At 64.2% G+C, this 25,934-nt stretch carries 25 protein-coding genes; 16 read left to right on the forward strand and 9 right to left on the reverse strand.

The window, feature by feature from the left end:
* Nucleotide 1: 1 nt before the first annotated feature.
* Nucleotides 2-1,024 (forward strand): aldose epimerase family protein, encoded by a 1,023-nt coding sequence (locus AC0NIH_RS17860; RefSeq protein ID WP_023763438.1) that lies wholly within the window; start codon nt 2-4, stop codon nt 1,022-1,024.
* A gap of 12 nt (nt 1,025-1,036) precedes the next feature.
* On the opposite strand, the gene AC0NIH_RS17865 is transcribed toward AC0NIH_RS17860, so the two are convergent.
* Nucleotides 1,037-1,957 (reverse strand): sugar kinase, encoded by a 921-nt coding sequence (locus tag AC0NIH_RS17865; RefSeq protein WP_473467259.1) that lies wholly within the window; start codon nt 1,955-1,957, stop codon nt 1,037-1,039.
* Nucleotides 1,958-2,106: 149 nt separating this feature from the next.
* Here AC0NIH_RS17865 and AC0NIH_RS17870 point away from each other — a divergent pair, with 149 nt between their 5' ends.
* Genes AC0NIH_RS17870 through AC0NIH_RS17885 form a run of 4 tightly spaced genes read left to right on the forward strand, consistent with a single transcriptional unit; the run spans nt 2,107 to nt 4,454 of the window.
* On the forward strand, nt 2,107-2,556 hold the full coding sequence (locus tag AC0NIH_RS17870; protein ID WP_352711074.1) for a FixH family protein: 450 nt from the start codon (nt 2,107-2,109) through the stop codon (nt 2,554-2,556).
* A gap of 7 nt (nt 2,557-2,563) precedes the next feature.
* Nucleotides 2,564-3,763 (forward strand): cytochrome-c peroxidase, encoded by a 1,200-nt coding sequence (locus tag AC0NIH_RS17875; RefSeq protein ID WP_352711073.1) that lies wholly within the window; start codon nt 2,564-2,566, stop codon nt 3,761-3,763.
* A gap of 2 nt (nt 3,764-3,765) precedes the next feature.
* Complete coding sequence (locus AC0NIH_RS17880) at nt 3,766-4,143, forward strand: type II toxin-antitoxin system RelE/ParE family toxin (RefSeq protein WP_352711070.1); 378 nt, start codon at nt 3,766-3,768, stop codon at nt 4,141-4,143.
* Nucleotides 4,140-4,454: a helix-turn-helix domain-containing protein gene (locus tag AC0NIH_RS17885; RefSeq protein WP_023763442.1), complete on the forward strand. Its 315-nt coding sequence runs from the start codon at nt 4,140-4,142 to the stop codon at nt 4,452-4,454. Before AC0NIH_RS17880 ends, AC0NIH_RS17885 begins: the two co-directional genes overlap by 4 nt.
* A 3-nt stretch (nt 4,455-4,457) precedes the next feature.
* Here AC0NIH_RS17885 and AC0NIH_RS17890 read toward each other — a convergent pair whose 3' ends face one another.
* Nucleotides 4,458-4,910 carry an Lrp/AsnC family transcriptional regulator gene (locus AC0NIH_RS17890; RefSeq protein WP_023763443.1) on the reverse strand — a complete coding sequence of 151 codons (453 nt, stop codon included), beginning with the start codon at nt 4,908-4,910 and terminating at the stop codon, nt 4,458-4,460.
* 163 nt (nt 4,911-5,073) lie between these two features.
* On the opposite strand from AC0NIH_RS17890, the gene putA reads away from it, so the two are divergent.
* Both putA and AC0NIH_RS17900 read left to right on the forward strand, forming a co-directional pair.
* On the forward strand, nt 5,074-8,682 hold the full coding sequence (putA, locus tag AC0NIH_RS17895; RefSeq protein WP_473467256.1) for a bifunctional proline dehydrogenase/L-glutamate gamma-semialdehyde dehydrogenase PutA: 3,609 nt from the start codon (nt 5,074-5,076) through the stop codon (nt 8,680-8,682).
* Nucleotides 8,683-8,790: 108 nt separating this feature from the next.
* Entirely contained in the window at nt 8,791-9,843 is a 1,053-nt protein-coding gene (locus tag AC0NIH_RS17900) for a glycosyltransferase family 2 protein (protein WP_352711064.1), read from the forward strand.
* 126 nt (nt 9,844-9,969) lie between these two features.
* On the opposite strand, the gene hmuQ is transcribed toward AC0NIH_RS17900, so the two are convergent.
* The 4 genes from hmuQ to AC0NIH_RS17920 are packed head-to-tail and all read right to left on the reverse strand — an operon-like array spanning nt 9,970 to nt 14,130.
* Nucleotides 9,970-10,284 carry a heme-degrading protein HmuQ gene (hmuQ, locus tag AC0NIH_RS17905; protein ID WP_352711062.1) on the reverse strand — a complete coding sequence of 105 codons (315 nt, stop codon included), beginning with the start codon at nt 10,282-10,284 and terminating at the stop codon, nt 9,970-9,972.
* 59 nt (nt 10,285-10,343) lie between these two features.
* Complete coding sequence (locus AC0NIH_RS17910) at nt 10,344-11,498, reverse strand: energy transducer TonB family protein (RefSeq protein ID WP_474025003.1); 1,155 nt, start codon at nt 11,496-11,498, stop codon at nt 10,344-10,346.
* An 8-nt stretch (nt 11,499-11,506) separates the two neighbouring features.
* A complete protein-coding gene (locus AC0NIH_RS17915) occupies nt 11,507-11,950 on the reverse strand; it encodes a hypothetical protein (protein WP_352711058.1) in 444 nt (147 codons plus the stop codon).
* A gap of 5 nt (nt 11,951-11,955) precedes the next feature.
* Nucleotides 11,956-14,130: a TonB-dependent hemoglobin/transferrin/lactoferrin family receptor gene (locus AC0NIH_RS17920; protein ID WP_352711055.1), complete on the reverse strand. Its 2,175-nt coding sequence runs from the start codon at nt 14,128-14,130 to the stop codon at nt 11,956-11,958.
* 200 nt (nt 14,131-14,330) lie between these two features.
* Between AC0NIH_RS17920 and hemP the strand changes: the two genes are divergently transcribed.
* From hemP to AC0NIH_RS17945, 5 genes are read left to right on the forward strand one after another with little or no spacing between them, the layout of a single operon-like run.
* A complete protein-coding gene (gene hemP, locus AC0NIH_RS17925) occupies nt 14,331-14,537 on the forward strand; it encodes a hemin uptake protein HemP (protein WP_224689439.1) in 207 nt (68 codons plus the stop codon).
* Between the two features lie 20 nt (nt 14,538-14,557).
* Nucleotides 14,558-15,616: a hemin-degrading factor gene (locus tag AC0NIH_RS17930; protein ID WP_473467251.1), complete on the forward strand. Its 1,059-nt coding sequence runs from the start codon at nt 14,558-14,560 to the stop codon at nt 15,614-15,616.
* 10 nt (nt 15,617-15,626) lie between these two features.
* Entirely contained in the window at nt 15,627-16,550 is a 924-nt protein-coding gene (locus AC0NIH_RS17935) for a heme/hemin ABC transporter substrate-binding protein (RefSeq protein ID WP_352711051.1), read from the forward strand.
* Nucleotides 16,551-16,555: 5 nt separating this feature from the next.
* Entirely contained in the window at nt 16,556-17,659 is a 1,104-nt protein-coding gene (locus AC0NIH_RS17940; protein ID WP_352711049.1) for a FecCD family ABC transporter permease, read from the forward strand.
* A 36-nt stretch (nt 17,660-17,695) separates the two neighbouring features.
* Nucleotides 17,696-18,487, forward strand: coding sequence for a heme ABC transporter ATP-binding protein (locus AC0NIH_RS17945; protein WP_473467249.1), 792 nt, complete (start codon nt 17,696-17,698; stop codon nt 18,485-18,487).
* Between the two features lie 130 nt (nt 18,488-18,617).
* Here the strand turns inward: AC0NIH_RS17945 and rirA are convergent, their stop codons facing one another.
* Nucleotides 18,618-19,079 carry an iron-responsive transcriptional regulator RirA gene (gene rirA / locus AC0NIH_RS17950; RefSeq protein WP_013895047.1) on the reverse strand — a complete coding sequence of 154 codons (462 nt, stop codon included), beginning with the start codon at nt 19,077-19,079 and terminating at the stop codon, nt 18,618-18,620.
* 277 nt (nt 19,080-19,356) lie between these two features.
* On the opposite strand from rirA, the gene AC0NIH_RS17955 reads away from it, so the two are divergent.
* The 3 genes from AC0NIH_RS17955 to AC0NIH_RS17965 all read left to right on the forward strand — a co-directional run bounded on the left by AC0NIH_RS17955 (nt 19,357) and on the right by AC0NIH_RS17965 (nt 21,940).
* A complete protein-coding gene (locus AC0NIH_RS17955; RefSeq protein WP_287275980.1) occupies nt 19,357-20,652 on the forward strand; it encodes a DUF445 domain-containing protein in 1,296 nt (431 codons plus the stop codon).
* A gap of 102 nt (nt 20,653-20,754) precedes the next feature.
* The gene (locus AC0NIH_RS17960; protein WP_473467246.1) at nt 20,755-21,183 is read left to right on the forward strand and encodes a phasin family protein; all 429 of its coding nucleotides are present in this window, start codon (nt 20,755-20,757) and stop codon (nt 21,181-21,183) included.
* A 259-nt stretch (nt 21,184-21,442) separates the two neighbouring features.
* Nucleotides 21,443-21,940, forward strand: coding sequence for a MaoC family dehydratase (locus tag AC0NIH_RS17965; RefSeq protein WP_013895050.1), 498 nt, complete (start codon nt 21,443-21,445; stop codon nt 21,938-21,940).
* Between the two features lie 105 nt (nt 21,941-22,045).
* Here the strand turns inward: AC0NIH_RS17965 and AC0NIH_RS17970 are convergent, their stop codons facing one another.
* Entirely contained in the window at nt 22,046-23,500 is a 1,455-nt protein-coding gene (locus AC0NIH_RS17970) for an MFS transporter (protein ID WP_473467243.1), read from the reverse strand.
* 130 nt (nt 23,501-23,630) lie between these two features.
* On the opposite strand from AC0NIH_RS17970, the gene AC0NIH_RS17975 reads away from it, so the two are divergent.
* Complete coding sequence (locus tag AC0NIH_RS17975) at nt 23,631-24,521, forward strand: LysR family transcriptional regulator (protein ID WP_473467241.1); 891 nt, start codon at nt 23,631-23,633, stop codon at nt 24,519-24,521.
* 2 nt (nt 24,522-24,523) lie between these two features.
* Here the strand turns inward: AC0NIH_RS17975 and AC0NIH_RS17980 are convergent, their stop codons facing one another.
* Nucleotides 24,524-25,873: an aminotransferase-like domain-containing protein gene (locus AC0NIH_RS17980; protein ID WP_473467239.1), complete on the reverse strand. Its 1,350-nt coding sequence runs from the start codon at nt 25,871-25,873 to the stop codon at nt 24,524-24,526.
* Nucleotides 25,874-25,934 lie beyond the last annotated feature (61 nt).

The raw sequence follows: 25,934 nt of genomic DNA on the forward strand, positions 1-25,934 counted from the left end.
CATGGCGATGAAAGACGGCGAGGTTTTCGGTACGACGCAGGCGGGCGAACCGGTGCGCCGCTTTACGATCAGGGGTGGCGGTCTCACCGCCAACATCATCGGACTCGGCGCCGTCATCCAGGATTTGCGGCTGACCGGGCATGATGCACCGCTGGTGCTCGGCTACAACACCCTGGAAGCCTATGAGGCCGACAACGCCTTTTTCGGCGCGGTTGTCGGCCGCTATGCCAACCGCATCCGCGACGGCCGCTTCACCATCGGCGGCAACCGCTACCAGACCGAGCAGAATTTCCTCGACAAGCACACGCTGCATGGCGGCTCGCAAGGTTATGCGCGCCGCTCGTGGGCGGTTTCGCTGCATGGCAGGGACTTCGTTACGCTGACGCTACATGATCCCGACGGCGCGATGGGCTTTCCCGGCGCGCTCGATGTCACCTGCACCTACCGGCTGAAGATCCCCGGCACGCTCAGCGTCGAGCTGACGGCGACCTGCGAGGAGCCGACATTGTGCAATCTCACCCAGCATTCCTACTTCAACCTGGATGATGGCGGTGCCGGCGACGTTCTCGACCACAGGATGATGCTGAACGCCGGCGCCTATCTGCCTGTCGACAGCGATATGATTCCAACCGGCGTGGTCAAGCCGGTCGACGGCACGCCCTTCGATTTCCGCCAGGCACGGCCGCTACGCATGGAGACCGAGGGCGAACAGCTGCCTTATGACCAGAATTTCTGCCTCGGTGCGACGCGCGGGCCGCTGCGGCAAGCGTCATGGACGCAAGGGGCGAGTTCCGGCGTCGAGATGGAAGTCTGGACCACGGAACCAGGCGTCCAGCTCTATACCGGCCAGTATGTGACGCCGCGCACTGGCCTGGAAGGGCGGGACTACAAGGCCTTTTCCGGCTTCTGCCTCGAGCCGCAGATATGGCCGGATGCGCCGAACCGGCCGTATTTCCCGCAGGCGACGCTGTGGCCGGGCGCTATTTATCACCACGTGACGGAATATCGTTTCAGACTGCCCTAAGATCAGCAGACCTCAGCCGTCGAAGGCCGCTCTTAGTGTCCCGAATGGCGCCAGCGCGCCGCGCACCTGCACCACGGCGGCGGCGACGCGGTGGCCGCGGCGCGCGGCTTCCACCGGCTCATGGCCGGCAAGGCGCGCCGCAAGATAGCCGCCGTTGAAGGAATCGCCGGCTCCGGTCGTGTCGACAGGGGCCGCGACATGGATCGCCGGCACGTCGTGCCGTGTCCCTTTACCGGCAATCAGCGCCGGCGCTTCGCCGTTCTTGACAACCACCTCACCGACCAATTTGCCGAGGCGGTCCGCCGTCGCTCGCGGGGTTTCGTCACCGAACAGCATCTGCTCGTCGGGGAAGGTCGGCAATGCGATGTCGGTGGCGGCAAGGGCTTCGACGATCGCTGCCTGGGCGTCCTCGCGGCGGCGCCAGAGCCGTGGCCGATAGTTGGGGTCGAAGGCGATCAGCGAGCCTGCCGCCCGCGCCTTGGCGATGGCCGCCAGCAATGTGGCGCGCGCGGCATCGTCCAGAATTGCCAAAGTGATTCCGGAAAAGTACACAAGAGACTGATTTTCAAGGTTTTTTGAAAGGGCTTTGGGATCCGAAGCAAGCTGCCGGGCAGCGGCGTCGCTGCGCCAATAGGTGAAGGAGCGCTCGGCGCCGGTCAGCGTGATCGCGTAGAGGCCGGGCCGTGCACCGGGTATGACCGGGCTGGAGCCGATGCCGATGCCGTTTTCGGCGAAGAAGCCGATCTGTCCTTGCGAGAAGGGATCGTCGCCGAAGGCCGAGACATAGGTTGCCGGCCGGTCGCCGCTCAGCGCATGCAGCGCCCACAGCGTGTTGAATGTGTCGCCGGCAAAACCCATGCGCCAGTTCGGACCCGTCTGACCCGACAGTTCGAGCATGCATTCGCCGATCGAGGCGACACCGTTTCCAGCCATCCAGAATCCTCCAGTGATTTCGGTGCTGTAGCTTTTTGCCACCGGCAGCGCCATGCTTGGCAAGCAGGCTTTTTTGCGCCACAGCGTTTTCCCACAGCCGACGGGATGCGATCCGCCCGGCAAACGTTGTCTGCAGAAGAGGAACCGGTTTGGCATCGTTATGGCGTTATCTCTTGGCGGGGCTTGGTCTGGCTGCCTTGCTGGTCAGCATCCTGGCGGTCGTCTACCTGACCGCGCCGCACTCGGCGCTGCCCGCCCGCCCGGATGTGTCGCGCACGAGGAACAGCGACAACGGGCTGTTCACGGCGAGTTTTTCGCCGGAGCGGGGCGTCGTGCGGCAGGGCGAGCTGGAATCCTGGCTGCTGACCCTGAAGACCAAGGCAGGCGCGCCGGTGGAAGGGGCCGCGATCGCGATCTCCGGAGGCATGCCGCTGCACAATCACGGCCTGCCGACCAGCCCGCAAGCGACCGACTATCTCGGCGACGGGCGTTACCGGATCGAAGGGGTCAAGTTCACCATGAGCGGCTGGTGGCAGTTGCATTTCGCCATATCGGCCACCGCCGGTTCCGACACGGTGCTGTTCAACGTGGTGCTGTGAGCGAGCGATGAGGCGCCTTTTCTATTTTCTGGCGCTGATGGTGGCCGTCGCCCTCGCGGGCTGCGGCAAGCCGGATTTTTCCGACGCTGAGAAGAAGAAGATCGCTTCGCTGGCGCTGAACACATTGCCGCCACTGAAGCCCGACACGACGAACCGGTTTGCCGATGTGCCGGCGGCAGCCGCGCTCGGCTCGACACTGTTCTTCGACCTCGGCATGAGCCGTGACGGCACGGTCTCCTGCTCGACCTGCCACAAGATCGACCGCCAGTTCCAGGACGATCTGCCGCAAGCCGTCGGTGTCGGCCGCACCAACCGGCGCACCATGCCGCTGGCCGGCGTGGCGCGCGATCCCTGGTTCTTCTGGGACGGCCGCCGCGACAGCCTTTGGGCGCAAGCGCTGACACCGCTTGAAAACCCGCTGGAGCAAGCGGGAAACCGCGCCGCCTACGCCCATTACATCAAGGCGCGCTTCGGCGAGCGTTATGAGCGCATCTTCGGGCCGTTGCCCGATTTTTCCGGCATTCCGGCGAATGCCAGTCCGCTTGGCACCGATGCCGAAAAGGCGGCCTGGAGCGCGATGAGCGACACGCAGCGCGACGCGATCAACCGCGTCTTTTCCAATATCGGCAAAGCGATCGCCGCCTTTGAGCGGTCGATCGAGCCGGCACAGACGCGCTTCGATCGCTTTGCACTGGACCTTGCCACCGGCGCAGAGCCGAAGGGCGATGCTGTCTTTTCCCGGGAGGAAATCCTCGGGCTGAAATTGTTCATCGGCAAGGCCAATTGCGTGACCTGCCACGACGGCCCGCGCTTCACCGACAACAGTTTTCACAACACTGGCGTGCCGCCCGTGACGGGCCTGCCGCCGGATCGCGGCCGCGTCGACGCGGTGACACAGGTCGAGGCGGATCCGTTCAATTGCTTCGGCGCCTATCGCGACGGCGGTGCCGGCGCCTGCGGCGAGCTGCGCTTCATGGTCAAGGATGCGCCGCAACTGGTTCGCGCCTACAAGACGCCCTCGCTGCGCGGCGCTGCAACGCGGCCGCCCTACATGCATGCCGGGCAATTCTCGTCGCTCGACGAAGGGGTGGCGCATTATGCCAAGGCCGCGCCCAGCGTGGAGGGGATATCCGAGATTCACCCGCTGGAGCTGTCCGACCGAGAGCGCGCGGCGCTGGTGGCTTTCCTGAAGACGCTGTCGGAGTGAGGTTGCCGAGAATATCGGCGATTGAAAAATATTGCAAAAAAGGTATACTGGGCGGGATGAGTTGGTCAGTCGCATTTCTCAATATCGAGGTGAGGCGGGAGCTTGAGGCCCAACCGAAAGATATCTTGGCCAGTTTTCTCCGGATATCGCGTTTGATTGAGGCGCATGGACTGCAAAAAGTCCACGAGCCCTATGTAAAGCATCTGGAAGGCAAGCTTTGGGAAATGCGCATGAAGGGCCGGGATGGCATCGGCCGTGCGGTCTATGTGACTGCGGCCGAACGCCGTGTGATTGTGGTGCGTGTGTTCGCTAAAAAGACCCAGAAGACACCACGAAGCGAGATCGAGTTGGCTCTTAAACGAGCAAAGGAGGTTCTATGAGCCGGAAAACAATCCCTGTTGAGGATGTCGCCAAGGAATGGTTCAGAGATCCGGAATTCGTTGCGGAATACGAGGCGTTAGAGGAGGAGTTCGCGATCGCCGAAGCTCTGATCAAGGCCCGAGGTGAGGCCGACATGACGCAGGAAGAGGTCGCTACCGCCATGGGAACGACGCAGGCAGTGATTGCTCGCCTGGAGAGCGGTCGAAACATGCCTTCGACCCGAACCCTGCAGCGTTTCGCCAAGGCGACAGGCTCGAAGCTTCGCATCAGCTTCGAGCCTGAAAAGTCGAAATCGCGTATCGGTCATTGAACTCTATCGATCCTTCACCGTCTCCATCGCCACGAAGGTCGAGGTCTGGGCGACATGGGGTAGGGCCGAGATGCGCTCGCCCAGCACGCGGCGATAGGCGGCGATGTCCTTGGTGCGGACCTTCAGCAGATAGTCGAAGCTCGATGCCATCATATGACACTGCTCGATCTCGGCTACGCCCTGCACCGACCGGTTGAAGGCGTCGAGCGCCGCGGAGCGGGTGTCGGACAGTTTCACCTGCACGAAGGCGACGTGGCCTTCGCCCATGCGCTCGCGGTCGACGATTGCCTGATAGCCCCTGATATAGCCGTCCTTCTCCAGCCGCTTCACCCGTGCCTGCACCGGCGTTTTGGACAGACCGACCTTTGCCGCCAGTTCGGACATGGAGAGCCGGCCATTGCTCGCCAGTGCCGACAGGATGTTCCTGTCGATGCGGTCCAATTGGTCTTCTGTCATTAAAGTGGCAGGCTGTTTGTTAGATTTTGGCCGCAATGATAGATCAAATGACCTGCCATGTCGATTTCTTTGGACCGGCTGAAATTCCGCGCCTGTGCTAGCTTGCGCCATTCGGTCCGGTGACCGCCGGCCCGCTCCCCGATGCTCGCTCCGCAGGACCGCCATGCCGCTCCACACCATCCGCCAGCAGATCCGTGCCAACTACCTGCCCGACGAGGACGAGGCCGTGAAGCGGCTGGCCGAGGTGACGGGGCTTTCGGCGAAGGACCGCAAGGCGATCTCGGCCCGCGCGGCCGATCTGGTGCGCGCGGTGCGCGGCTCGTCCGATCCGCGGCTGATGGAAGTCTTTCTCTCCGCCTATGGCCTCTCCACCAAAGAGGGCGTGGCGCTGATGTGTCTGGCCGAGGCGCTGCTGCGCGTGCCGGACACCGAGACGATGGATGATCTCATCGCCGACAAGATCGCACCGCACGACTGGTCGTCGCATTCGGGCGGTTCGAGCTCGATCTTCGTCAACGCCTCGACCTGGGCGCTGATGCTGACCGGCCGCGTCCTCGACGAGGGCGAGGGCGGCATCGAAGGCACGCTGCGATCGATGGTGCGGCGGCTGGGCGAGCCGGTCATCCGCAAGGCGGTGGCGGCCGCGATGCGCGAAATGGGCGAACAATTCGTGCTCGGCCGCACCATCGCCGAGGCAGTCAAGCGCGGCCGGCCGATGACGCAGAAGGGCTATCTCTATTCCTTCGACATGCTGGGCGAGGCGGCTCGCACCGAGGCCGACGCGCTGCGCTATCACAAGGCCTATGCCGACGCCATTTCCTCGCTCGACAGCGGTTCGAACGGCCCCGACATCCGCCAGAACCATGGCATCTCGGTCAAGCTGTCGGCGCTGCATCCGCGCTACGAGGTGGCGCAGAAGGAAGAGATGCTGCCGGTGATGGCCGAGCGGCTGCTGTCGCTGGCGCTGGCCGCACGGCATTCTCGCATGGGCCTCAACATCGATGCCGAGGAAGCCGACCGGCTCGACCTGTCGCTCGACGTCATCGAGCGGGTGCTGGCCGAGCCGGAGCTCGCCGGCTGGAACGGCTTTGGCGTCGTCGTCCAGGCCTATGGGCCGCGTGCGGCCTTTGCCATCGACTGGCTCTACGCGCTGGCCAAGAAATACGACCGCAACATCATGGTGCGGCTGGTCAAGGGCGCTTATTGGGACACCGAGATCAAGCGGGCGCAGACGCTCGGACTATCGGGCTATCCCGTCTTCACCCGCAAGGCCAACACCGACGTCTCCTACATCGCCTGCGCAAAAAAGCTGCTTGGCATGACAGACCGGATCTACCCGCAATTCGCCACCCACAATGCCCACACCGTCGCCGCCATCCTGTCGATGGCCGACAACCGCGACGCCTTCGAGTTCCAGCGCCTGCATGGCATGGGCGAGGCGCTGCACGAGACGGTGCGCCGGTCCGAACGCACGCGCTGCCGCATCTATGCGCCGGTCGGCGCGCATTCGGATCTGCTTGCCTATCTGGTTCGCCGACTGCTGGAGAACGGTGCCAATTCCTCCTTCGTGCACCAACTGACCGACGAGGACGTCGAGCCGGAGGACATCGCGCGCGATCCGCTGGAAACCGTCGAGAGCCAGGGCCCTGCCGCCAATCCAGCGATTGCCCGGCCATCCCAGATTTTTGGGGCCGGCCGCCGCAACTCCAGGGGATTCGACATCTCCGACACCGAGACGCTGGCGGCGATCGACAAGGCCAGGGCGGCCTTTGCCGGTCCCGACCGCTGGCATGCCAAGCCGATCACGCGCGCCGCCGGCTACGGCAAGCAGCGTCCGATCGTCAATCCGGCGAAGCCTGACGAAGTGGTCGGAACGGTTCACGAGGCCGCCGCCAAGCAAGTCGCGACCGCCGTGCGCATCGCGGTCGAGGCGCAGCCGGCCTGGGCCAGGCGGCCAGTGGCCGAGCGTGCCGCCATCCTCAACCGCGCCGCCGATCTCTATGAGGCGAATGCCGTCGAGTTTTTCGCGCTCGCCACCCGCGAGGCCGGCAAGTCGCTGGCCGACGGCGTGGCGGAAGTGCGCGAGGCCGTGGACTTCCTGCGCTACTACGCGGCCGAGGCGGCCAATGCCGAGCCGGGCACGCAGGCGCGTGGCGCCATCGTCTGCATTTCGCCGTGGAATTTCCCGCTCGCCATCTTCACCGGCCAGATCGCGGCAGCGCTGGTCACCGGCAATTCGGTGATCGCCAAGCCGGCCGAGCAGACGCCGCTGATCGCCTTCCGCGCCGTTGAACTGCTGCGCGAGGCCGGCGTGCCGGAAGATGTGATCCAGTTGCTGCCCGGCGACGGCCCATCGGTCGGCGGGCCGCTGACTGCTGATCCACGCATCGCCGGCGTCTGCTTCACCGGTTCGACCGAGGTCGCCAAGCTGATCGAGAAACTGCTGGCCGAGACCGCCGCACCCGACGCGATGCTGATCGCCGAGACCGGCGGGCTCAATGCCATGATCGTCGATTCCACCGCGCTGCCCGAGCAGGCGGTGCGCGACATCCTGGCCTCGGCCTTCCAGAGTGCCGGCCAGCGCTGCTCGGCGCTGCGCGTGCTCTATGTGCAGAAGGACGTCGAGAAGAAGATGCTGGAGATGCTGAAGGGCGCGATGGAAGCGCTCAACATCGGCGACCCCTGGCGGATCTCGACCGATGTCGGCCCGGTCATCGACGACGAGGCGCAGGCTTCGATCCGCGATTATTGCACCACGATGGGCCTGCAGGGCCGCCTGATCGCCAAGCTCGAGGCGCCGAAAGACGGACGCTTCGTCGCGCCGCATGTCTTCCGGGTCAAAGGCATCGAGGAGATGCAGCTCGAGGTGTTCGGCCCGGTGCTGCATGTCGCCAGCTTCGACGCCGACGAGATCGATACGGTGATCGCCGCCATCAACCGCAAGGGCTATGGCCTGACCTTCGGCCTGCACACCCGCATAGAAGGCCGTGTCCAACATTTCGTCGACGGCATCCATGCCGGCAACATCTACGTCAACCGCAACCAGATCGGCGCCGTCGTCGGCTCGCAGCCGTTTGGCGGCGAGGGGCTGTCGGGCACCGGGCCAAAGGCCGGCGGACCGCACTATCTCCGGCGCTTCCGCAGGGGGCCGGAAGCCGGCACCGAAGTTGGCGAGGGCCACAAGGTGACGGCGACCGAACTGGCCGACAACCTTCCCGATCCGACACTCGGCGGCTGGTCGACGCGGCCTGATCGCATCGCCATCCTGAGGAAGCATCTGCGCGGCAAGGGCGCGGCCGCCATTGGAGCCGCCGCCGGTATCGACTTCGGCCAGGTCGACCTTCCCGGGCCGACCGGCGAGGCCAACACGCTATCGTTGTCGCCGCGCGGACGCGTGCTGTGCCTCGGTCCCGACGCCGATACGCTGCTTGCCCAGACGATCCAGGCGCTTGCCGCCGGCAATGCGGTCCTGGCCGTGGCGCCGGGCGCACCGGCCGCACTCTCGGCTTTGACCGGCAAGGGATTGCCGCTGGCCGCGATCGACGGCCGGCCGGATCCAGTCGAGGCGCGCTCGCTGCGCGTCGATGTCGTCGCTTTTTCGGGCACGGCTGAAGCCGCGCGCATCGTGCGCAAGGTCATTGCCGACAGGGCTGGTCCGATCGTACCGCTGGTCAGCGAGGTGCTCAATCCGGCGGCCTATGCGCATGAGCGGGCCGTCTGCGTCGACACGACGGCGGCGGGCGGCAATGCGAGCCTGCTCGCCGCGGCGTAGGAGGAAGGCTTTCCCTTGCCATCGGCTTCGGGTCCCTTGTCATCGGCTTCGGGCCGGTGCAAAGGGCAAGAGCCCGAAAACCTGGGCGTCCATCGGGGCAAGCCACGCATGCCAAGCACGACCGTGCTATTCGAGCTTCCTCGAGTAGGCGTCATCATCACTTGTCACAATTATCGCGCCTATGTCGGGGATGCGATCCGCTCGGTATTGGCGCAGACCTATCAGAAATGGGATTGCGTCATCGTTGACGATGCCTCGACGGATGGTTCGGCCGAACATGTGCGCCAGCTTCTCGAAACGATTGGCGACCCACGCCTGCGTCTACTGGTGCGGCCGCAAAATGGCGGCCAGATCGCAGCGTTCCGTGACGGTTTTGCCGCCGGCGATCAGCCGTTCGTGGCTTTCCTCGATGCTGACGATGTCTGGCTACCGAATTTTCTCGTCGCGCATCTGTCGGCTCATCTGAACTTGGTACACCCGGCATCTCTGTCGAGTTCCGACGTCCTTGTGGTCGATCGCGATCGCGTCGTCCTTGGTGGCACCTACGTTATGATGCGCAAGCCACGTTCGGAGATGGACCCACGCGGTGTCGCCGTGCCGCCCACCAGTCGGCTCGGCGAAATAGCCGCAGACATCGGCTATTCCACGGAACACGCGATCACCTACTTCGGACCCCGAACCTATGGTTGGCTATGGGCGCCGACATCCTCGATGGTTTTCCGACGCGGAGCGCTGGAACCGGTTCTGGCCTTCCCGTTCCAGTCCCGCATGAGCACCGACTATCTTACGGCGACCTGCGCGCATTTGGCGGCCGGCAGCTTGCTCCTGTCGGAATGTCTGGGCCTCTACCGGCTGCACGGGGCCAACGCCTCCACCAACGATGCCTACGCGGGTGGACATGTCCAGCAGACGCCGGCGCATAACGCCAGCCACATCAAGCTGGGCGCCGAAGTCCTGGACTATGTCCTGGCCGATGCCGAACGCCTCGACTCGATACACGGCAAGGGCTTCGTGTCAGAGGTGCTTGCCCATCATCTAAGGCGATTTGGCAGGCTGTTTGACGATCCACGCATAGCGCCCTTTCTCAGCCCAAGAAACCGTTGGCGATGGTGGCGCAAGAGTGCCGTCCGGCATCTGCGGCGCTTGTTCGGCCAAGCCTAAAAGTTGGTGTCGTGGTCGCTGGGACCTACGCCTCTTCCGGGGCGCAACCGAAAATGCAGCGACGGCACTTCGCCGCCTTGATGTAGCAGGACGAGACTTCAGGCGGCTTGCACGACTTTTCCGTCGTCAGGCACCCTCGACGACGGAAAAGCCCTCGAATTGCGGGTGACCGAGATAGTGGAATTTCGTGGTGCCGACATTCCTGTGGGCAGCGCGAAAGTTCTCCGACTTGGTCCAGGCGACGAAATCGTCGTGGCTCGCCCACACCGTGTGCGAGGCGAACAGCGTGTAGCCCTCGGTCTCGTTGACTGGGCCGCGCAGCAGATGGAATTCGCGGAAGCCTTTCATCCCGGCAAGGCTGGAATCGCGGTTCTTCCAGACGGCTTCGAAATCGGCCTCCGAGCCGGCCTGCACCTTGAAGCGGTTCATGGCGATGTACATGGGGTTCCTTTCATGCGTACGTTGATGGTTGGCGCCGCGGCAGTTCGTTCGGGGCGTATTCAAAATGGGCCGATTTCAGCCTCGAACTCCAAACTCGAGCTCGCGGCCTGCGGCGGAATTGGAGGGAAGGGCGCGGCCTTGCGCACGATGCCGAGGGCGGTCTGATCGAAGTTGGGCGATCCTGAGCTTTGCAGGATGCGCAGTTCATCGATGCCGCCTCGGCTGCCGATGACGAACGTCACCACGGCGTTGTTGCGTGCGGTCAGTTGCACCGAAGGCGGGACGCTGCGGTTGACACGGCTAAGCTTTCTGACGACGTCACTGCGATAGCTGAATTCCGCGTCGCTGCCTGCTTCCTTCTGCTTTTTGCCCTTGCTGGCCGCCTGCGCCAGCTCATCCCGGCCATCCGCCGTGCCGCGCTTCTCGTCCGCTGTTTTTGAAGGGGCGGCAGCCGAGGTTGGCCTGGCGCTGGGGATCGGCGGTTGGTCTGGAACGGCGACAGGCATTTCGACGGTTTCGGCCTGGACGCCCGGCTGTGCCGGCGCTTCGGTCTTGGCAGTCATATTCTCAGCGGCGACGCTCTGGTTATCAGGGCGCGGCGTTGCCGCCACCAGTATGTCCGGCGTGGCCACAGACTGTTTGGCTGGTTCCGGCGAGGGCTCCGATGCCTGCTTCGCCGCGTCCCGGACAGGCTCGGGAGCATGCTTCACGATTTCTTGCTCAGGCTGCAAAGGTTTTGTGGGCGGTACCGGCCTGGCTGCCCTTGGGGGTTCTGGCTTGGCCGGCGGCGGGCTCGGCACCAGCTTGACATTCACTGCCGCCGGATTCTTGTCCAGTGCGCTGCCAGCTATCTTGTCTCCGACCTGATCGCTGCCTTCCGGCTGCACCGCATCCTTGGAATCGAATGATCCCGAGGATGAAATCAGAAAAGCCGCCGCCACGGCGGCATGAAGCAGGCCGGAGATGACGATCGCCGTCGCCCACTTGCCGGTGCCAGCGGTCGGCCCCACCAACGCAAGCGGTTCGATTGGTTTTATAGCCAGCTCGGCGCTGGCGTCGGGGAGCGAGCTGATGTCCTGCATGTCTCGCGACGAGACCTGCAGCGACCTGAGCAGAATTGTCAAATCAAGTTCGTTCGCTGACGGCGGCTGCTGGTCATAGGCAGCCATCGGCCAGGCCACGGTATTTCGCGTGAATGCGGGATGCAGTCCCAACGCCGTTCTCAGACGCCGAACGCGATGCCGGTCTTGGTGCCTGTCTTCAGCTTGCGCATGCAGGCGTTCGGTTCGACGCCGGTGCCGGCGCATTCCGTGGCGCTGTTGATCAGCACGCGGCTGATCTTGGCGCAGTCGGTGCCGGCGAGATCGAAACGCGTCACCTTGGTCTTGCCGGCCGGCAGGTCCTTGAAGTCGAGCACGGTCAGCCGGTCGACGACACCGGCCTCGTTGAACAGCGCGATCTCGAACGCCGCCTTGGAGAGGTCGGCGCCGAGATTGTTGTTGACCAGGAAAGTCAGCCGGCAGCCCTTGTCGGAAGGCTGCGCGGCGTTGAGTTCGAGGGTGAGCGCGGGAACCGGCGCGGGCTCTTCAGCCCACGCCGGAGCCGTCGCAAGCGACATCGCCAGCATCGAGGTCAGCAGACGAAGGGATGTCGTCAAGCCCGTCATGGTCATCAGCCTCCAAAGCGCATGGTTACCGCCAGCTTCAACGTTACGCCGGGCTCGTAGACGGCGACTGTCGTGCTGCCGTTCAACGGGTTGACGTATTTGACATCGAACAGATTGTCGGCGCGGAAATCGATTTTGAGATTGTCGGTGGCCTGGTAGCTGGCGAAGGCATTGACCAGCGTATAGTCCTCGGCCACCGCATTGCCCTTCGGCTTGCCATTGTACTGCACTTCGCCGCCGACGGTTAGCCTGTCTTCGAGGAAGCGCAGCCCGAGCTGCGCCGTGACCTGCGAGGAGGGGATGGTGGCGAGGTCCGCCCGGTCGCCTTCATACGATGTGGTATGGCCGTTGGTGATCGAGGCAGAGAGACCTGCATAACCCCATGCCGCGTCGTACACGCCTTCCAATTCGAAGCCGTTGATCTTTGCCTTGGCGAAGTTCTGGTACTGGAAGCAGATCGGGCCCGGCCCAAACGGGCAGCCGCTGGTCGGGTCGAACGGCGATAGCGTCACGCCATCGATATAGTCATCGACGTCGTTGTTGAAATAGGCCGCCTTGAGACGGAACGCGTCGCCGGCCTCAAGGATGTCATTCTGCTTGTAGTTGACGCCGAATTCGGTGGTCTTGCCTGTCTCGGGCCGCAGATTGGGGTTGGGCAGGAAAGGAAAGCTCACGCCGGCCGGATGATTGCCGCTGATCAGCGTCTCCGTGATCGATGGCGAGCGATAGCCTTCCGCATAAGTGCCATAGAACTGAAGGCCTGCAAGCCCGGCCGATTCGAACGGCGAGACACCGACGGTGATGCGCGGCGATACCCTGTCGCCGGAAATGTCGTGGGTATCGTCCTTCAGGCTGTAGCTGTCGTAGCGCAGGCCGCCGATCACCTCGAGCCACTCCCAGGTGAGCTTGTCCTGGACATAGGCGCCGGACACGTTGCGCTTGCCCGAAGGCGTATAGAAGCTGTCGCCGCCGGCAGCGCCGCCGGTCTTGACGTTGTCGCCGACCCAGTCGCCGCCATAGGTCAGTTCATGGGCGACGCCGCCCGTTTCGAACCGGGACGTGTTCCAGATGTCGATGCCGCTCGTGCCGACGTCAAATGTCGACTGCGATCCTGCCGGGAGAACCACGGGCAGGCCGGTCACCGGATCGAAGCGGTTTTGCGCAACGAGGCTGGTCAAATCGAGATTGGTCTTGTTGTAGGAGGTGTTGATGTGGAGATCGAGCCAGCTCTTGTCCTCATCCGTGATGTTGTAACGGGCCGTGAAGGTGTTCGACTTCAGGTCGACATCGTTGACCGGAACGCCGCCGCTGGTTTCGTCCCAACTGTCGCTGGAGCCGACCCAGCCGAGCTTCAATTCACTGTTGTCGGTCGGACGGATGGTGGTCTTGAGCAGGCCGCTCAGCACGTCGAAGCCGGTGCCGTTGACGGTATCGCCGCCGCCATCCTTGTAGTTGTCGTGGTTGCGGTAGACGATATTGCCGAGCGCATCCCAATTATCGTTGAAACGGTAGGCGCCGGAGGCGCTGGTGGTCCAGCCCTTGCCATTGCTTTCAAAGCGCCCGGTTACCGAAGCGCCCCATGTTTCCTCCGGCTTGAGGAAGTCCACGGCGTCCTTGGTGTCGAAGAAGACGACGCCGCCGATGGCGCCCGAGCCGTAGGTGTTGGCGACCGGACCACGGATCACGTCGACGGATTTGACGAGCTCCGGGTCGATATAGAAGGTCGACTGGGTGCCGTGGTCCGAACGCTGGAAATCCTGCCGCGCGCCATCGACGATGACCGCGACGCGGCCGAAATCCTGCAGGCCGCGTATGTTGATGCTGGTGCTGACGCGCCTGGCGTCGGCCTGTGTCGCAACACCGGGAACACCGAGCAGCATCTCGTTCGGCGTCGTCGCCATGCGGCGGTCGAGTTGTTCCTGGTCGACATGGCTCGCCGAGGCCAGCGATTCGATCGCCGTTTCACCGGTGCGGCTGATGACCAGCACCTTGTCGAGCAGCGTGGCGCCCGCTTGTCCCGCTTTTTCCTGGTCGGCCTTCTTCGCCTCGTCCGTCTGCTGTGTTGCCTGCTGAGCGTTGGCAAGTTGCGCCGATAACGCGATCGCCGCCACGCCTGCCAGCAAAACCGCCGCACCGTTCGCCGCCAACCTGCCGCGCCGTTCCCAATTCACCAACCCCATGCCCCAACTCCAAAATCCAGGTTCGATGCTGGCTCGCCCGGGGCTGGCTGGCATTTTTGATCGTGTCCGGCGTCTTAAATCTTGACTCGTTTGCTCCGGTATTGCACTGACTAGTAAACATGATTATTCGAGTCAAGAAATGAATCGGTAATTATCCAACGCCTAGCCAGATGCCCGGCACAGGAAAGGGATCGACCCAGATGAACACGCACAATCCCAATGACTTTCGCCATCGCGTCCGCCGTTCCGACGACACCGCAGTCCGTTTCGATCGGATCCCGCTGGCGGTGCGAACGCTCTCCAGCAACACTCTGTTCCAGGGCGAGCACGAGATCGGCATCGAGCACCATGGTGCTCTCTACAGGCTGAAGATCACCCGGCAGGGCAAGCTCATTTTGAACAAGTAACAAGCTATCAGGGGTAAGACATGGACCAGCGCGTAAAACCCGCCCCACATGAAATCCGGCGGGCACGGATGGAGAATCCGAAAACGCGCGAGCGTGACCTGGCGAGACAGCTCGGCATTTCGGAGGCCGAGCTGGTCGCCGCGCATTGCGGCGACGGCGTGGTCCGCATCGAGCCGCGCGTCAACGATATACTGACCGGTCTCGAGGCCGTCGGGGAGGTAATGGCGTTGACCCGCAACGAAAGCGCCGTGCATGAAAAGATCGGCGTCTACGACAAGGTCGTCACCGGCAACCACAATGCCATGGTGCTTGGCGAAAACATCGATCTGCGCATCTTCCCGAAAATCTGGGCGCACGGCTTTGCCGTTGAAAAGCGCGATGGCGAAGAGATCCGCCGCAGCCTGCAGTTCTTCGACGCGGCGGGCGAGGCGGTGCACAAGGTGCATTTGCGGCCATCCTCCAGCCTCTACGCCTACCAGAAGCTGGTTGCCTCCCTGGAATCTTCGAACCAGGAGCCGACGATCGACATTTCAGGACCAATCTCCGAAGAAAGCGAGGCCTCGGCGGCCACCGCCAGTCTCGACGATCTGCGCGACCGCTGGAGCCGGCTGACGGATGTGCACCAGTTCTTCGGCATGCTGAAGACGCTGAAGCTCAGCCGCCGCCAGGCGGTGCGCATGGTCGGCCAGGATTATGCCTGGCTGCTCGACAATGACGCGGTCCAGGCCATGTTCCATCACGCCGCCCAAGGCGAGATGCCGATCATGTGCTTTGTCGGAAACCGCGGCTGCATCCAGATCCATTCCGGGCCAGTCAAGTCGATCAAGCCGATGGGGCCGTGGATCAACGTGCTGGACGAGACCTTCCACCTGCACCTGCGGACCGACCACATTCATGAGGTCTGGGCGGTGCGCAAGCCGACCAGGGATGGCCATGTCACATCGCTCGAGGTCTACGCCGCCGACGGCAGCATGATCATCCAGTTCTTCGGCAAGCGCCACGAAGGCGAAAGCGAGCGCGACGATTGGCGGTTCCTGGCCGAGAACCTGCCGCGCATCCCAAACCCCACAGCAGCCTGAGGACAGTGTGATGCGCTCTTTCCTGAACATGCCGGCCCTGAGCCTGCCGGCAGTACGCGGATCAATCCTTGCGCCGATGATCGGCCTTTCCCTTGCTTTTGCCGCGCTGCAGCCGGCCGGCGCCGCCGAAGGCATCGCGGTCTTCTCCGATCGGTCGAAGATCGCTGCGATAGGCGGTTCGATCACCGAAATCGTTTATGCGCTCGGCGAGGAGGAACGTCTGGTGGCTCGCGATTCCACCAGCAATTATCCAAAGGCTGCGCTCGACCTGCCCGATGTCGGCTATATGCGCGCGCTCTCGCCCGAGGGTGTGCTGTCGGTCAATCCGACCGGCATCCTGGCGCTGCATGGCAGCGGCCCCAGGGAAGCCGTCGATGTGCTGAAGAAGACCAGCATTCCGTTCATCGAAGTGCCCGAGCATTATAGTCACGAAGGCATTCTCGAGAAGGTCCGCATTGTCGGCAAGGCACTCGGCGTCGACGCCAAGGCCGAGGTGCTGGCCAAGGAGCTCGATGCCAAGCTCACCGCCGCCGAAAGGCGGACGGCCTCGATCAAGGAGCGCAAGCGCGTCCTGTTCGTGCTGTCCATACAGGGCGGCAAGATCCTGGCGGCCGGCAGCGACACCGCGGCGGATGGCATGGTCAGGCTGGCGGGCGGGGTCAATGCAATCGAGGGCTTCTCCGGTTACAAGCAAATGTCCGACGAAGCGATCATCACCGCCAGGCCGGACGTGATCCTGATGATGAGCAATGCCGGGCCGCCGGTGTCGGACGACGAATTGTTCGGCAATCCGTCGATCGCCTCGACGCCGGCGGGTGCCGCGCGCAAGCTGATCCGCATCGATGGCGGCTATCTGCTCGGCTTCGGGCCGCGCACCGCGGATGCCATCCACGATCTCACCGTCTCGTTCTACGGCGCGCAGGTCACGGACTGAGCATCATGGTCGATCAGTCGATCGCCGGCCCGGTAAAGATGATGGCGAATGCATCCGAAGGCGACCGCTCGGGTCGCGCCCGCATCGTCATCCTGCTGCTGTGCGTGGGGCTCGCGGCTGCCGTGTTCCTGTCGCTGACATCGGGCGCGTCGGACGCATCCGCCGTCAACGTCATCGGGGACTGGCTGACTGGAGCCGTTCCAGGCGATGCGACGCTGAGCGCGCGCGACAGCCTGATCGTCTACGACATCCGCCTGCCGCGCGTCATTCTCGGCATGCTGGTTGGTGCGGCACTCGCGGTGTCCGGCGCAGTCATGCAGGGCCTGTTCCGCAATCCGCTGGCCGACCCCGGCCTGATCGGCGTTTCGGCCGGCTCCAGTCTCGGCGCGGTGGCCATCATCGTGCTCGGTGGGACAATGTTAGCTCCAGTGACGGCCTTGCTCGGCACGCTTGCGTTGCCGCTGGCGGCGTTCTTCGGCGGCCTTGCCACGACGCTGGTGCTTTATCAGGTTGCCACCCGGCGCGGGCAAACCTCGGTCGCCACCATGCTTTTGGCCGGCATCGCGCTGGCAGCCCTTGCCATGGCGCTGACCGGCATCCTGATCTTCACGGCTGACGACCGCCAGCTGCGCGACCTGACCTTTTGGTCGCTCGGATCGCTCGGCGGCGCGACCTGGGGCAAGATCGCTTCGGTCGGGCCGATCATCGTGCTGGCATTGGCGGCGATGCCGTTCCTGGCGCGCGGCCTCAACGCACTGGCGCTGGGCGAGGCGACCGCCGGCCATCTCGGCATTCCGGTGCAGCGGTTGAAGTACACGGCCATCGTCGGCGTTTCGGCGGCGGTCGGCGCATCGGTCGCCGTCAGCGGCGGCATCGGCTTCGTCGGCATCGTGGTGCCGCATCTGCTGCGCCTGCTGATCGGCCCGGACAATCGTTACCTGCTGCCGGCTTCGGCGCTGCTCGGCGCCTCGCTGCTGCTGCTCGCCGACGCTGTCGCCCGCACCATCGTGGCGCCGGCCGAATTACCGATCGGCATCGTCACCGCGATAGCCGGTGCACCGTTCTTCCTGTGGATCCTGCTGCGCAAGCGCGGCGTGATTGATTTGTGAGGCTTGGGTGATGAGGGTTGGGATTGTGAGGTTTTTATGATCGAGGCGAGGGATGTTTCGGTTGATATCGCCGGCAAGCGCATCGTCGGCGGTGTCGATTTCGATGCACGGCCAGGTGAGGTGGCGGCGATCGTCGGTCCCAATGGGTCGGGCAAGACGACCTTCCTCAAGGCCCTGTCGGGCGAACTTGCCTTTACCGGACGCGTCGTTCTCAACGGCTGCGATCTCTCGGCCATGAAGCCGGTCGAGATCGCCGTCCAGCGGGCGGTGCTGCCGCAGGCGACGACGCTGTCGTTTCCGTTCACCGTGCGCGAGGTGGTCAAGCTTGGCCTTGTCGTTGGCCGCTCGGGTGCCTTGCCGGGCGAGGATGCGCGGCTGTCGGAGCGGGCGCTGGCGCGTGTCGATCTCGACGGCTTTGCCGGGCGTTTCTACCAGGAGCTTTCGGGCGGCGAGCAGCAGCGCGTCCAGCTTGCACGTGTGCTGTGCCAGGTCTGGGCGCCGGTGCTCGACGGCAGACCGCGCTATCTGTTTCTCGATGAGCCGGTTTCCAGCCTCGACATCAAGCACCAGCTGATCATCATGAACATCGCCCGCGATTTCGCCAGAAGGGGCGGCGGCGTGGTCGCTATCCTGCACGACCTCAATCTCACGGCCATGTATGCCGACCGCATCTTCGTCATGCATCGCGGCCGGCTGGCCGCGACCGGTTCGCCACGGGATGTGCTGAGCGACGATCTGATCGAGAAGGTTTTCGACTGCCGGCTCCGGGTCGGCGTGCTGCCGGCCGGCAACATGCCGTTCGTGCTGCCGCAATCGTCGGTCGGTTGACAGTCAGGTGAGGCCGGCCTGCGAACGGCAGGTTTCCTGCGCTTCCAACATTGACGCTAGTTGTGGAAGTTGGCGCCGCCCCTCATTGCCCTGCCGGGCATTTCTCCCCGTAGAACGGGGAGAAAGAAGCTCAGGCGGCCGGGGCGCGGCGCTCCAGCATGTCGATGCCAAGCAGGCTGCGGACATTCGGGCGCGCCGCCACCATATCGGCGATCGTGTAGCGCTCCAGCACCGCGAAGAACGCGTTCAGCGCTTCACGCAGCGCCGAATTCAGCGCGCAGCTGTCGACCAGCGGGCATTCGGCGGCATCGTTCTCGAAGCATTCGGCCATGGCGAAGCTCTCTTCCGTCACCCGCACGACGTCGAACAGGCTGATCGCTTCGGCCGCGCGGCCAAGCCTGACGCCGCCATTGCGACCACGCACGGTCTCGACAAGGCCGTGCTCGACCAGCGGCTGCAGGATCTTGAATAGGAACAGTTCCGACACCGAATAGGCGGCCGCGATCTCCGGAATGCGGCTCAGCCGGTCGTTGTTGGCGGCACAATACATCAGGATGCGCATGGCATAGTTGGTCTGGCGTGTAAGCCGCATTTCGTCCTCACTCAGCGCTGGTGCGGTGCAACGCGCCAGATTTGCCGGCGCGGCTCTCACCCGAATTTGGGATTCGCCACGCTGGCCTCGGCCGAATATGGCCTATACCTTGGAATAATTCCAGACTAGCCGGGCATTATAGATGAATATTCGCGTCAACTTTATGTGCGGAGCCGGGCAAAACGCGGTGCGATGTGGCTGTCACGGGCATTTCGGCGGCCGCAACACTAGATAGGCTCGGGATCGCCCTGCGAGTTCGATGAGGAGCAGTTCATCCATGGCACAATCGGCTTCGTCCCTGGCGCCGGTCCGTTTCGATGCCGACGCTGCCGCCAAGCTTTCCGCGCTGCGGCGGACGAAGTTCGTCGCCACGGCCGCGCTGGCGCTTTGCGTGCTGGTGTTCGCGTTGGCCAAATCGTTCGAACACTCCTATCCGTGGCTGGGATTCGTCGCGGCCTTCGCCGAGGCGGCGACCATCGGCGGTCTGGCTGACTGGTACGCGGTGGTGGCGCTGTTCAAGCGGCCGCTCGGGTTGCCGATCCCGCATACAGCCATCATTCCCGAGAACCAGCACCGTATCGCCGACAATCTCGGCCGCTTCATCGAGGTGAACTTCCTCGCCCCGGAACCGGTGCGTGAAAAGCTTGCCGAGGTCGATTTTTCGGCGCTGGTCGCCGACTGGCTGGCCGACGGCGAACGCGCAGCCGGGCTGTCGCGCTTCGTTGTGCGGCTGGTGCCGCAGACGCTGGCTGCCGTAGAACAATCCGGCCTGCGTGGCTTCGTCACCAGCCGCATGCTGGAGCAGATCGAGAAGGTGCCGCTGGCGCCGCTCGCCGCCGAACTCTTGTCCGCGCTCACCGACGACCGCCGCCACCAGAAACTGTTCGACGAATTTACCAAGGTGATCGGGCGGTTCCTCAATGACGAACAGGCATTGGCGACGATGCGCGAAAAAATCCGCGAGGAGCTGCCGTCGCTGTTCAACCTGTTCCGGGCCGACGCCTATCTCCTGAAGAAGATCGTCGCCTCGGCCGGCTCGCTGCTCGACGAGGTGCGGGCCGATCCCGAGCATCCGATGCGCGCCGAATTCGACCGTTTCGCCCAAGGCTTCATCGAAAAACTCAGAACATCGAAGCAATACGCCAAGCGCGCCGAGCAGATGAAGCGGGATTTTCTGGCCCGGCCGGAGGTCAAGGGATTGGCCGGCGACATGTGGGCAAGCCTCAGCCTGTTCATCGAGCAGGACGCCAAGGCGCCGAATTCGATGATCCGCGCGCATCTCGCCAACATGTTCGTCGAGGTCGGGCGCCATCTTGCCGGCGACGCGCAGATCCGGGCCGACATGAACCAGGGGTTCGTCGTGGCGCTCGCCTCCTTCGTCGAGAGCCAGAAGAGCGGCGTGTCGAAATTCATCGCCGATCAGGTCAAGCGCTGGGACCTTGCCCAACTGACGCGGCTGATCGAGATGAACATCGGCAGGGACCTGCAATACATCCGCTTCAACGGCATGATCATCGGCGGGCTGGCGGGTATCGCGCTCTACACGATCGAACTGCTGCTCCCGGTCAATTGATGCGCATCGGTCGCCATGCCCGTGTTCGAAATGGACACGCGGCAGCCGAGTGCTATGCTCCCGACGAGGCACCCGCATCCGCGGCACAGGGGAGCAGACATCATGGCCAAACAACCGGAATCCGATTCCTTCATGGACATGTTCGGCAGGTTCGGCCGCGACCTGAAGGTGCCCAATGTCGATGTCGAGGCGATCCTTGCCCATCATCGCAAGAACCTCGAAGCCCTGGAGAAATCGGCGCGAGCCGGCGCCGCGGGCGCGACCTTGCTGTTGTCGAGGCAACGCGAGATGCTGCAGGACACGCTGCGCGAGGTTGCCGACATGGCGCAGGGCTACCGGGCGCCGGGCAATCCGCAGGAGATCATGGCCAAGCAGACGGAGTTCGCCAAGAAATCCTTCGAGGCCGCGCTGAAAAATGCCGGGGAAGTGGCTGAATTGGCCCGGAAATCCGGCACCGAATCGATCGATATCCTGCGCGCGCGCATCAAGGAGGCGATGGAGGAAATCCGCGCCGGCTATGGGCAAAAATAGGCTCCTGAGGCCTGTCGCTCCGCCTTCATCCGGGCACTCCGGCTCGCAGTTCCGCAACCTTGCGCGTAGTTGCATCCACGCCATGGAATAAGCACCAGCAGGGCCGGGAGGCCCGAAAATCCGAATTCGACCCTGCCACTGAGTCACAAGACATGGCACGATTCCGCTGGAATTCGGCGGAACGGATTCGCGCAGGGCGAATTGACAGAGGCCGTCAGTTCGTGGTCCGGAGGCGCTGAAAGCGATCGGGAAAGCAGGAATGACAGAAATACGGCCTAAAACGCCGCCGACCTACGAGCAGTTAAGGATGATGTCCGGGCAGGAACTCGGCGTCTCGGAATGGACCACTGTCGACCAGGACCGTATCGACCAGTTCGCCGAATGCACCGGCGACCATCAATGGATCCACGTCGATCCGGAACGGGCGCGGCGGCAAAGCCCGTTTCGCACCACGATCGCGCATGGCTACCTGACGCTGTCGATCATCGGCGCGCTGGCGCTCGGCATGGGCATCGTGCCGGAGAATACGCAGGCTGCGTTCAACTACGGCTTCGACAAGGTGCGCTTCCTGGCGCCGGTCAAGGTCGGCGCGCGCATCAGGCTGCGCACGGTGCTGCTGTCCATGGAAGACAGGGGGCCCGGCCAGTATCTGATGAAGGCCGCCAACACGGTCGAGATCGAAGGCGAGGAAAAGCCGGCGCTGACCGCTGAAACATTGGTCTTGCTCTACGAGCGCCGCAAACGGGCAGGGGCCTGAGAGTATATCCATATTCGGGTGAGGCCGGCCTGCAAACGCTGGCTTCCTGCGCTTCCGGTGCTCACATACTTCAGTACGCACCGCTCCGGTTCCCGGAAACCACCACTATTGTGAGGCCAACGTGCTAGGTATCCGGCTGGCAAAACGGGCCGAAAGAACTGCCAGGACCAGCGCAGCTAGCACCATGCCGGTTGCCGCTTCGAAAGTGGTCTGCATTCCCTGCGCGGCCGCGGCCGGTGACAGGATCGCCGTGTCCGCAGCGCCTTGCCCCGACGCGACCGCGAATATCGCCCCCATCAAGGATGCGCCTGTGATCAGGCCGAGATTGCGCGACAGGTTGAGCAAGCCTGATACGACGCCGCGTTCGCCGGCGCCGACACCGCCCATGACGGCTGCATTGTTGGATGTCTGGAACAGGGCGTAGCCGAAGCAGGCGACGGTGATGGGAACGACATAGCTGGCAATGCCAAGCTTCGTCATCGCGAGCGACAGCAGGAAGGTGCCCATGGCGAGGCTGAGCAGGCCGGCGACCATCATCCTGTGAGCTCCAAAGCGATCGGCAAGACGTCCCGCCAGCAGCGCCGACAGGGTCGAGACCAGCGGCCCGGTGGAAAGCACCAGGCCGACCATCGCGGCATCCAGCCCGAGACCGCGCGACAGATAGAACGGGGCTACCACCAGGGTCGCCATCATCACCGTGGCGACGATCAGGCTCATGACCAGGCTGGCGCCGAGCTGGAGGTCGCGGAAGTTGGCGAGTTGGACCAGCGGTGTTTTCACTCTCGCCTGCGCAACGGCAAACAGGATGACGCCGATGCCGGCCGCGGTCAGCAGGCCGATGTTGAGCGCGCCGAAACTGCCCCGGCCAAGCGTCATCGCCATCGCATAGGCGCCCAGGGTCAGGGCGAGCAGCGCCGTGCCTGTCGCGTCGAACTTGCCTCCAGCAGCTTGCGTTCCATTGCTGCGAGCGGGCAGGGCACGCCAGGCGAGCGCGAAGGTCAGGAGGCCCAGCGGGACATTGACCAGGAAGATCGCCCGCCAGCCGAGGCCGGCGATCAGCAACCCGCCGAGCGAAGGGCCGAGTGTCGTGCCGATCGCGGACATGGCGCCGAGCACGCCCATGGCGCTGCCGGTCCGGTCCTTGCTCACCGTTTCGGCGACAAAGGCCAGGGTCAGCGCCATCATCAGCGCCGCCCCCAGCCCTTGCACGGCCCGCGCGGCGATCAGCAGCCACAGCGTCGGCGCCAGGCCGCAGAGCACGGACGCCGCTGTGAACAGCGCGATGCCGCCAAGCAGCAATGGCCGGCGCCCGACCATGTCGGCCAGCCGTCCGGCGCTGACGATCAGCGTGGTGATGGCAAGGAGATAGGCCAGGACCACCCATTGCACGGCCTGGAACGAGGCCCCGAACGTCTGCATCAGCGACGGCAGCCCGACACTGGCAATGCTGGTTCCGAGTGACGACAAAAGCGTGGCGAGCGACAGGCTTGCCAGCGCCCAGCCGGCGGATTCTTTCAGTTGCGGCGCTGATATCAGCCCATTTTGCTCGGCGACAGCCATGACGATCTCCTTTTGTCGGCTCCGGTACCGGAGCTGTCGGAGATCTAGTCCTGCGGCTGATATGGCGGAAGGCGCAGCATTTGCATCATATTCGTGCACCAAACGCCATATCATGTGCTATGATTGGCCGATGACGTCACCCGATCTCAATCTGCTCTTTGCGCTAGACGTTCTGCTCGCGGAAGGCAGCGTGGCACGAGCCGCGCGCCGTTTGCGTCTCAGCCCTTCGGCCATGAGCCGGACACTGGCACGGCTGCGCGAGGCAACAGGCGATCCCCTGCTGGTTCGCGCCGGGCGCGGCTTGGTGGCGACACCGCGCGCGGAAGAATTGCGGCGGCAGGTCGGCCCTGTCGTCCAGGACGCGGAGGCGCTGCTGCGCCCTGCCGAGTTGCTTGATCTCTCAAGCCTGGACAACGTCTACACATTGCGCACCAACGAAGGCTTCGTCGAGGAATTCGGTCCTCGTCTCGTCGCCCGCATCGAGGTCGATGCGCCAGGGGTGCGGCTGCGTTTCGCGCCGAAGTCCGACAAGGATGCGATGTCGCTGCGCGACGCGGCGATCGACTTGGAAATCGGCGTCGCCGGTGAAACCGGTCCCGAAGTGCGTATCCAGGCGCTGTTTCGCGACCGCTTCATCGGTGTTGTTCGAGCCGGCCATCCCTTGGGCGATGGCCCGGTGACGCCCGAGCGCTATGCGGCCGGCCGGCACATCAGCGTCTCGCGGCGTGGCCGCGAGAGAGGGCCGATCGATGAGGCCCTGAGCGCGCTTGGCTTGCAGCGGACGGTCGTGTGCATGGTGTCGGGTTTCTCGGCCGCGCTCGCCATGGGACGCGGCTCGGACCTGATCGCCAGCGTGCCCGAGCGGCATACGGTGGGTGCGCGCGCCGGCATGCACAGTTTTCCGCTGCCGGTCGCCATCGTAGATGTCACCATCTCGATGCTCTGGCATCCGCGCCTCGATGCCGACCCGGCGCAACGCTGGTTGCGCGACTGCGTGCGGGAGGTCTGCGTGAGCCGCTGAGATCAGCGCGCCATCGCCGCCTCGATCACCTTGAAAATCCGCTTGTCTTCGCACTGCGCAACATTGAAGCGGAGGAAACGGCTGGCGGTCTGGGACAGGCTGAAAGCATTGCCTGGCGCCAGCACGACATTGTCGGCCAGGGCGCGGCGTGCGACTTCGGCCGCGTCCACGCCATCGGGCAGGCTGCACCACAGGAACAGGCCGGCCGGCTGGTCGATCCAGGGCGTGATGCCGATCGCCTTCAGGCGGGTGCTGGTCTCGCTCATGGCGCGCGCAAGCCTGGCGCGCAGCAAGTCCATGTGCTTGCGGTAGCTGCCGTCTTTCAGCAGCGTCAGCACCAGTTCGGCCGCCAGCCGTCCGCCACCGAAGGTCGTGGCGATCTTGAGGTCGGTCAGGCCCTCGATCCAGTCGCGGGGCGCGGCGATGAAGCCGCAGCGGACCGAGGCCGACAGTGTCTTGGAGAAGCTGCCGATCTGGACAACGCGGCTGAGACCATCGAAGGCCGCAAGCCTGGGGGCGGGGGCATGTTCGAAATCGGAGAAGATATCGTCCTCGACAATGGTCAGGTCCGATTGATCGGCGAGTTTCAGCAGCCGGTGCGCGGTGACCGGCGACAGGATCGCGCCGGTCGGGTTGTGGATGGCGGAATTGGTGATGTAGAGCCGCGGCCGGTGTTCGGCGAGCGCCTGCGCGAACAGCTCGATATCCGGTCCCGATGGCGTGTAGGGAACGCTGACCACCTTGGCGCGGTGGGCGCGCAGCAAAGCGTGGAAATTGAAATAGCAGGGATCGTCGACCAGCACCGTATCGCCGGGCTCGATCAGGAACCGGCACAACAGGTCGATGGCCTGTGTGCCCGATTCGGTCAGCATGATCTGTTCGGGCGAGACTTCGATGCCATGCCCGGCCATGCGCCGCGCCAGCAATTGCCGCAAGGGCGGCAAGCCGAGCGGCGTGCCGTAATCGGCGAGCGCGACATCATCGGCACGCGCCACCGTGCGCAGCGCGCGACGCAAGGCGGACTGGGGCATCCAGTTGGCCGGCAGCCAGCCGCAGCCGGGTTTCAGGATCTCGTCGCCGGCTTCCAGCGACTGGCGCGAGACCCAGAGCGGATCGACGGCACGATCGAGTCGCGGGCCGATCTCGGCCAGCGATAGCGGCGCCAGCGAGCCCGCGGCATAAAAGCCCGAGCCCGGCCGGGAGCGGATCGCGCCTTCGGCTGCGAGCCGCTCATAGGCCTCGACCACGGTGGATTTCGACACCTGCATGGATTTGGCGAAGGCGCGGATCGAGGGCAGTCGCGCTCCCGGTGTCAGGCTGCGCGCGGCGATACGCTGGCGAATGGTCGCCATTACGCTTTCGACCAGGGTAGTCGCGAGAGGGGCGTGTGCGCCGTCCGTTTCCAAAGCGTGT

The organism is Mesorhizobium sp. WSM1386 (assembly GCF_055901595.1).